General features: G+C 51.3%; 9 protein-coding genes, 2 tRNA genes and 2 pseudogenes. 9 read left to right on the top strand and 4 right to left on the bottom strand.

Annotation, left to right across the window (positions count from 1 at the left end; all coding sequences use genetic code 11):
• Positions 1-417, top strand: a pseudogene (locus tag L692_RS0125355) (PTS fructose transporter subunit IIC); the annotation flags it as partial.
• A 106-nt stretch (positions 418-523) separates the two neighbouring features.
• On the opposite strand, the pseudogene L692_RS0125350 reads toward L692_RS0125355, so the two are convergent.
• A pseudogene (locus L692_RS0125350) lies at positions 524-679 on the bottom strand (CGNR zinc finger domain-containing protein); the annotation flags it as partial.
• A gap of 116 nt (positions 680-795) precedes the next feature.
• On the opposite strand from L692_RS0125350, the gene L692_RS33270 reads away from it, so the two are divergent.
• Positions 796-963, top strand: coding sequence for a hypothetical protein (locus L692_RS33270; RefSeq protein WP_198027830.1), 168 nt, complete (start codon positions 796-798; stop codon positions 961-963).
• 112 nt (positions 964-1,075) lie between these two features.
• On the opposite strand, the gene cmpA is transcribed toward L692_RS33270, so the two are convergent.
• Positions 1,076-1,192: a cortex morphogenetic protein CmpA gene (cmpA, locus tag L692_RS32190; protein WP_090834029.1), complete on the bottom strand. Its 117-nt coding sequence runs from the start codon at positions 1,190-1,192 to the stop codon at positions 1,076-1,078.
• 104 nt (positions 1,193-1,296) lie between these two features.
• Complete coding sequence (locus tag L692_RS0125335; RefSeq protein ID WP_025702695.1) at positions 1,297-1,656, bottom strand: hypothetical protein; 360 nt, start codon at positions 1,654-1,656, stop codon at positions 1,297-1,299.
• Between the two features lie 127 nt (positions 1,657-1,783).
• Between L692_RS0125335 and L692_RS0125330 the strand changes: the two genes are divergently transcribed.
• Complete coding sequence (locus L692_RS0125330) at positions 1,784-2,272, top strand: SprT family protein (RefSeq protein WP_025702694.1); 489 nt, start codon at positions 1,784-1,786, stop codon at positions 2,270-2,272.
• Here the strand turns inward: L692_RS0125330 and L692_RS0125325 are convergent.
• A complete protein-coding gene (locus tag L692_RS0125325) occupies positions 2,265-2,693 on the bottom strand; it encodes an Lrp/AsnC family transcriptional regulator (protein WP_025702693.1) in 429 nt (142 codons plus the stop codon). The two genes, L692_RS0125330 and L692_RS0125325, sit on opposite strands and share 8 nt — an antisense overlap.
• Before the next feature lie 131 nt (positions 2,694-2,824).
• Here L692_RS0125325 and L692_RS0125320 point away from each other — a divergent pair, with 131 nt between their 5' ends.
• From L692_RS0125320 to L692_RS0125295, 6 genes are all read left to right on the top strand, one after another.
• Complete coding sequence (locus L692_RS0125320) at positions 2,825-3,580, top strand: MBL fold metallo-hydrolase (RefSeq protein WP_025702692.1); 756 nt, start codon at positions 2,825-2,827, stop codon at positions 3,578-3,580.
• Positions 3,581-3,624: 44 nt separating this feature from the next.
• Positions 3,625-3,700, top strand: a tRNA-Asn gene (locus tag L692_RS0125315).
• A 7-nt stretch (positions 3,701-3,707) separates the two neighbouring features.
• A tRNA-Ser gene (locus L692_RS0125310) sits at positions 3,708-3,799 on the top strand.
• 458 nt (positions 3,800-4,257) lie between these two features.
• Positions 4,258-5,169, top strand: a complete 912-nt coding sequence (locus tag L692_RS0125305) for a branched-chain amino acid ABC transporter permease (protein ID WP_376717945.1) — start codon at positions 4,258-4,260, stop codon at positions 5,167-5,169.
• A gap of 12 nt (positions 5,170-5,181) precedes the next feature.
• Positions 5,182-6,150 (top strand): branched-chain amino acid ABC transporter permease, encoded by a 969-nt coding sequence (locus L692_RS0125300; RefSeq protein WP_025702690.1) that lies wholly within the window; start codon positions 5,182-5,184, stop codon positions 6,148-6,150.
• Positions 6,119-6,578, top strand: a 460-nt coding sequence (locus L692_RS0125295; RefSeq protein ID WP_025702689.1) for an ABC transporter ATP-binding protein, incomplete at its 3' end; no start/stop codon positions are given. The genes L692_RS0125300 and L692_RS0125295, both read left to right, overlap by 32 nt.

The raw sequence follows: 6,578 nt of genomic DNA, 5'->3' as shown, positions 1-6,578 counted from the left end.
GCGGCTGTTATGGCGGGCGGCATGGTTCCTCCGCTGGCAATCGCGCTCGCTACCACGCTGTTCAAGAACAAATTCACGGAAGATGAACGGAAATCCGGCATAACGAACTATGTGCTCGGCTTATCCTTCATCACCGAAGGCGCGATTCCATTTGCGGCTGCCGATCCGATGCGTGTCCTGACTTCCTGTATCCTGGGGTCGGCCGCTGCAGGGGGATTGACCCAATTCTGGAAAATTAACATCCCGGCTCCGCATGGCGGCATCTTCGTAGCTGCACTCGCGAACCATGCGCTGCTGTTCCTGCTGGCGGTTGCTATCGGCGCGGTAGTCTCCGGACTGGTGCTTGGCTTATGGAAGAAACCGCTCGTAGACGCGCAGAAGCCGATCGAAGTAAGTGCCAAACGTTCTATCGTTTAATATAGGACCCGGTAAAATAGTAGTCTCAAAATAGAAGAACGGCTCGGATCTCCCGGGCCGTTCTTCTATAGTTTAACCCAGTATAAGCGTGCACGCTTATATCCGCTCACTGCTTCGCTTTCTTCCGGGCACGGAACCGGCGGACCTTCATCAGATTACCGCAGGCTTTATCGTCGCAGTAGCGCTTGGAACGGTTGCGCGTATCGTCATAATAAGCCCAGCGACAGTCGGGATTATCGCAGATGCGAAATCGCGACGGCTTTTTACCCTCCACGATCTCCCGAACCGTATCCAAAAGATAGCCGCGCAGCTTCTGGAGTTGTTTCAAATTTAAATCTCCGGGTAATGGAGCCTAAAAGGGAGAAGGAGCGATCGATCATGGACCCGTATAACCAAGACAGCGGCGTGGAAGCGGAGCATCTGGAGAGAAATAAGACAACAGACTCCAGCCGTATCGCCTCCGCCTTTATCGAGTATGCCGCATACCTTGTTATTTTCCTTGGACTCTTGTACTTTCTGGTCAGATATCTGTTCCCGAAGTTCTGATTTCTTCATACAAACACAACAAAATCCATCCCTTCGCGAAGGAGATGGATTCTGATTTTACGGCAAATGGGTAACAGTTTGTGGACTGTGCGGCGGCTAACGGGACTCTGGCCTAGCGCTTTACAGCGGAATCCCGGTAGAAGAACCAGCATTCGTTCAGCAGCTTGATCTGTCGCCGGTCCTTTTTGTAATAGGCCTTCATCAGCTGATGGCTGAGCCATTGCGGCAAGGGAACCCCTCCTCTGCATGCTTGCGTAGGTTAGCATATGTGCAGAGATAGGCGATGGTGCGCCCCGGGCCGAAGATGGATATAGCTTCTTCCTGCATACGGTCTTACTGCGCCCGCTCTTCCTCCTCTTCATACCACTGCTCAAGCTGCGCCTGAAGCGCCCGGATCTCCGTCAGCAAGGAGATAAGCGGATAGTTCTGTTCTTGAATGGCCGCAAAAGCCCGCTCCAGCCGGTTGATATAATCCAGCCCGGATTCCAGCGAATACTGCTCGCGCAGCAGCTCCAGAGAATCGCATTCGGCCACCGCAAGCGGTAAATTGGGCACGTTCTCGGCCGTCAGCTTGTCGATCTCCTTGTTCAGTCTAAGGTTAAGCGCGCTGAGCTGATACGCGTAATCCTCCGGCATTTCCACGAATTGAAGCTCCTGATTCTGCTGCAAAATGACATACCGCATTTTCGGCATAGTTAGTCTCCCTCCGTCCTTGTCTTCCTTCTTGAAGTGTAGCGTATGCGCAAGTTACAATTCAAGTACAGATTGCAGCAAGCGCCAGGTGGCGCGTCAAAGAACGGAGCCGGCCAAAATGACAAGCATGACCAACGAAGAATTGCAGCGCTGGATTGAGCGGGTGTCGCGGGAAAGCTTCGGATTGCCTTTTCGCCATAAAGCGTCTTTTAATCCCAGACTGTCCTCTACGGGCGGACGTTATTTTATGAAAACCCATAACATAGAGATCAACCCTCGCCAGCTTGCGGCCTATGGGCCGGAGGAGACGGAGAAAATTATCAAGCATGAGCTATGTCACTACCATCTCCATCTGGCAAAAAGGGGCTACCGCCACCGGGACGCCGACTTCAAAGCGCTGCTGGCGCAAGTAGGAGGGAGCCGTTACTGCCGGAATCTTCCCGGAGCGAAAGCGCGTGGGCCGATGCCTTACCGCTACAAGCTCATTTGCATGCATTGCAGCACGGAGTATCTCCGCAAGCGCAAGGTGAATCCGCAGCGCTACCGCTGCGGGGAATGCGCCGGTCCGCTGAAGCTTGCGGAGATCGAAGGGACTGAGTCTAGGACGCCTACTTAACCTGGCCGATCGCGAGGCTCACTTTATAGTTGCCATACTTCAGCAGACGGTCGAGCAGCGCGTTCAACCGTTCCGGGCTTGGTGTGCGCGCCCGCATCCAGTAGCAGCCCTCGCCGCTGACGCGGTAAGCCTCTTCAATCTCCTCCTCGGATGCAACGAATTGCAGGAAGCTCTGGTGGGCGCCGCCGGAATTCAGGAATACCGTAATCAGGGCGTGTACATGGAGCCCCAGCTTTTCCGGGTCCCAGCTTACCGAATATCCTGTAATGACGCCCAGTTCCCTCAGCCTTCGAATACGCGCCCCCACGGCTTGCCCCGTCATATGTACCAATCTCCCCAACTCCCTGTTGCTGAGTGTGGAGTCTTGTATCAGCTGCCGCAGAATGAGCAGATCGGTTTCGTCCAGTAGCGCTTGGCTCATTTTTATTGTTTTCCTTTCCAATTGAAAATAGATACGTCGTAATCCTTTCACCGCATTATGTACTCCAGGCCAGGAGGAAAATTATACTTAAATTGTAGCAGAACTAATGGAAAAGAAGGAGTGCAATCCATATGAAGCTTCAATTAATAAGACATGCGGCCCTTTGGCTGGAGTACGGGGGTTCCGTCTTCCTGATCGATCCGATGCTTGGCGAGGCCGGAGCATATCCGCCAATTATAAATAGTGACAATGACCGGAGAAATCCGCTCGTCACCCTCCCGGGCCCGGTGGAAGATTGGCTCAAGCCGGATGCCGTAATCGTAACCCATCTTCACAATGACCACTGGGACGCTGCTGCGGCTTCCTTGCTTCCAAAGGATATTCCGCTATTCAGCCAGGAAGAGGACGGGGAGCGGATCTGTGCACAAGGTTTTACTGCGGTTGCTTCTATTCAGGAGCAGGCGGAATTCTGCGGAGTCCGGTTAATCCGTACAGGGGGCAGACATGGGACCGGAGAGATCGGGAAGTTGATGGGACCGGTGTCCGGCTTTATACTTCAGGCGCCTGATGAGCCCGCCCTTTATATCGCCGGAGATACGATCTGGTGTGAAGAGGTGCGGGAAGCGCTGGACCGGTACCGGCCCGGAACTGTGGTCGTCAATGCGGGGGAAGCGCGGTTTGTGAGCGGAGACCCCATTACGATGAGCGAGCGGGATATATCCAGCCTGTGCGCGCATGCTCCCGGGACGAAGGTGGTAGCCGTCCATATGGAAGCGATCAATCATTGCCTGCTGACCAGGGAAAAGCTGCGGGAACGCCTTGAAGAGAAGGGATTGCTCGGCAGGGTGCTTGTGCCATCGGACGGGGAGGTTCTCGCGCTTGACTGAGGGATAAATTCATGATAAATTATTTCTTGTTCACATCAAAATGTTCCCTGATAGCTCAGTTGGTAGAGCACTCGACTGTTAATCGAGTTGTCACAGGTTCGAGTCCTGTTCGGGGAGCCATTTTCTTGGAGAGATACCCAAGTGGCTATAAGGGGACCCTCTGCTAAGGGGTTAGACTGCGTAAGCGGTGCGAGGGTTCGAATCCCTCTCTCTCCGCCACATTTCCTTCGAAACGTGCGCCTGACTTTTTCGAACAGCTTCGTCTACATAATAATGGAAGAGAGAGCCTCCCGCTTGGGGGCTTTTTGTTTTGAAAATAAACCATGAATCATTAATTCTTCATTAAATTGAAGGAACAGCGTGTTAAAGTGAAAAATGTTATATTAAATGCTACATAATAAAGCTTTGTATTTGCTTAGGGAATAACTTCCACATATAAATATCTTCAATTTTCTTCGTATTACGTGATATTCCTCTGTTTTTTTGTTCTTGTGTTACATTATATAACTTGATTATAACATGACTGGTAAATGATTATAACACCGAATTTCGAATTTTCTTGGAACCCCTCAAAATATTAGTGACGGAAAAAAGGACATATGTTAATATAGGTAACATCATTAAAAAGAAAGAATGAAAGAGAGAAGAGGGATTGACAATGAAAAAGGGAAAAGGGGATGGCCATGGAGTATTTTATTCAGCAGTTAATTAACGGGATTTCCGTAGGCAGTATTTATGCGCTGATTGCCTTGGGCTATACCATGGTTTACGGGATCATTAAGCTGATCAACTTTGCACATGGGGATGTGTTTATGGTTGGTTCGTTTATTGGACTGTTCAGTGCCAAATATCTGGCATCAGCGGGGCTTCCTCCGGTTTTGGTTCTGATTATTTCTCTGATTTTTTCCATGACGATCAGTGCGCTGCTTGGCATCACAATTGAACGTCTTGCTTACAAGCCGCTGCGCAAATCCACACGGATTGCTGCGCTGATTACGGCAATCGGCGTATCCTTTTTGCTGGAATATACCGGTGTGCTCGTGCTTGGGCCGCAAGCTCAAGGCTTCCCTGATATTCTGGCGAAGAAGCAGTACCAATTGTTCGGGACTTCCATTCAGGTGGAGTCAAACCAGGTCATGATCTTGATTACAACGATTATTCTGATGATTATTTTGCAATATATCGTACGTTATACCAAGACCGGTAAAGCGATGCGGGCGGTATCGTTCGATATGGAAGCGGCGCGTCTGATGGGGATCAACGTGGACCGTACCATTTCGGCAACCTTTGCCATCGGTTCGGCGCTTGCGGCTGCCGCCGGTGTCATTTTTGGCATGACTTACAACTCCGTAGACCCGCTTATGGGCGTTATGCCGGGACTGAAAGCGTTCGTCGCCGCAGTGCTTGGAGGCATTGGCAGCATTCCGGGCGCACTTGTGGGCGGCTTGCTGCTGGGTACGGTAGAGACGGAAATTTCCTCGCTTGGATATTCCTCCTGGCGTGACGGCGTAGCCTTTGCCGTATTGATCCTGATCCTTATCTTTAAACCATCCGGGCTGTTCGGCAAGAATGTCCGGGAGAAAGTGTAAGGGGGGAACGGTGTGAATAAGTTAAACAAAAAATTCTGGTTAAGCATCGTCCTTGCGTTGGTATTATATGGGGTTGTTCAAATTCTGCTAACAACGGGAGCATTGAATGATGTATATAAATCTATGTTCCTTCTGATCTGCGTTAATGTTATGCTGGCGGTATCGCTTAACCTTATTAACGGGATCACCGGACAGTTCTCTATCGGGCATGCCGGATTCATGTCTGTTGGCGCATATGTTTCCGCTATTTTGACGCTTGACTATGATGTCCCGTTCGTTCTTACCATTATTATTGGCGGTCTGGTGGCGGCGGTGTGCGGCGTATTAATCGGTATGCCTACGCTGCGGCTGAATGGGGATTATCTGGCTATCGCAACACTTGGCTTCGGGGAAATTATCCGGATTATTATGCTGAACACGGAGTACGTCGGCGGCGCTTCGGGGCTTAGCGGTATTCCGGCGAAGTCGACATGGACCATCATGTTCTTCTTCACGCTGATTACGGTAGTTGTTATTAATAACTTTATCCGTTCCACTCACGGCCGGGCTTGTATCGCTATTCGCGAGAATGAGATTGCAGCCGAAGCCATGGGGATCAACACGACGCTGTACAAGATTATCGCCTTTACGCTCGGCGCCTTGTTCGCCGGGATGGCCGGCGGTCTTTCGGCTCATACGTTCTACGTTATTACACCGGGCAGCTTCAACTTCCTGAAGTCGTTCGAAATTCTCGTTATGGTCGTTCTCGGAGGACTTGGAAGCACAGCCGGCTCGATTGTCGGCGCTGTCTTCGTAACGCTGCTGTACACTTACCTTCGGGACTTCCCGGAATGGCGCATGATTATTTATTCGATCGTTCTCATTCTGATGATGATTTTCCGTCCTGGCGGCTTGCTGGGCCGTACGGGATTCTCTCTCAAGAAGTTCGGCAAAAAGGAGGCGAAGGCAAATGGCGGCATCAGCGACAGCAGTGCTTCTTGATGTTAAGGAAGCCAGCCGTTCCTTCGGGGGACTAAAGGCGCTCAGCGAGGTTACTCTTCATATTAATAAAGGCGAGCTGATCGGTCTGATCGGACCGAATGGCGCAGGTAAAACGACGCTGTTCAACCTGCTGACCGGTGTCTACCCGCCTTCGACGGGCAGCATTTTACTGGGCAACGAATCCGTCGGCGGTATGAAGCCGTACCGGATTAACCGCAAAGGGGCGGCACGGACCTTTCAGAACATCCGTCTGTTCACGGCAATGACGGTGCTGGAGAACGTTAAAATTGCCTTTCACCAGCATGCCAAGCACTCCATGTTCACCTCAATGCTTCGCCTGCCGAAGCATTTCAAGGGAGAAGCGGAGATCACGCAGAAGGCGCTGGACATTCTCAAGATATTCAGTCTCGACGATCAAAGCGAGGAGC

This window comes from Paenibacillus forsythiae T98 (assembly GCF_000520735.1).
Lineage (GTDB): Bacteria > Bacillota > Bacilli > Paenibacillales > Paenibacillaceae > Paenibacillus_AQ > Paenibacillus_AQ forsythiae.
The sequence above is the reverse complement of the archived record's forward strand: the minus strand, read 5'-3'. Positions and strand labels throughout refer to the sequence as shown.

Bases quoted from the DNA above. Each gene is read 5' to 3' on its own strand.
- L692_RS33270 (WP_198027830.1), top strand. From the start codon at position 796: ATGGACCCGTATAACCAAGACAGCGGCGTGGAAGCGGAGCATCTGGAG.
- L692_RS0125335 (WP_025702695.1), bottom strand. From the start codon at position 1,656: ATGCCGAAAATGCGGTATGTCATTTTGCAGCAGAATCAGGAGCTTCAA.
- L692_RS0125330 (WP_025702694.1), top strand. From the start codon at position 1,784: ATGACCAACGAAGAATTGCAGCGCTGGATTGAGCGGGTGTCGCGGGAA.
- L692_RS0125325 (WP_025702693.1), bottom strand. From the start codon at position 2,693: ATGAGCCAAGCGCTACTGGACGAAACCGATCTGCTCATTCTGCGGCAG.
- L692_RS0125320 (WP_025702692.1), top strand. From the start codon at position 2,825: ATGAAGCTTCAATTAATAAGACATGCGGCCCTTTGGCTGGAGTACGGG.
- L692_RS0125305 (WP_376717945.1), top strand. From the start codon at position 4,258: ATGGCCATGGAGTATTTTATTCAGCAGTTAATTAACGGGATTTCCGTA.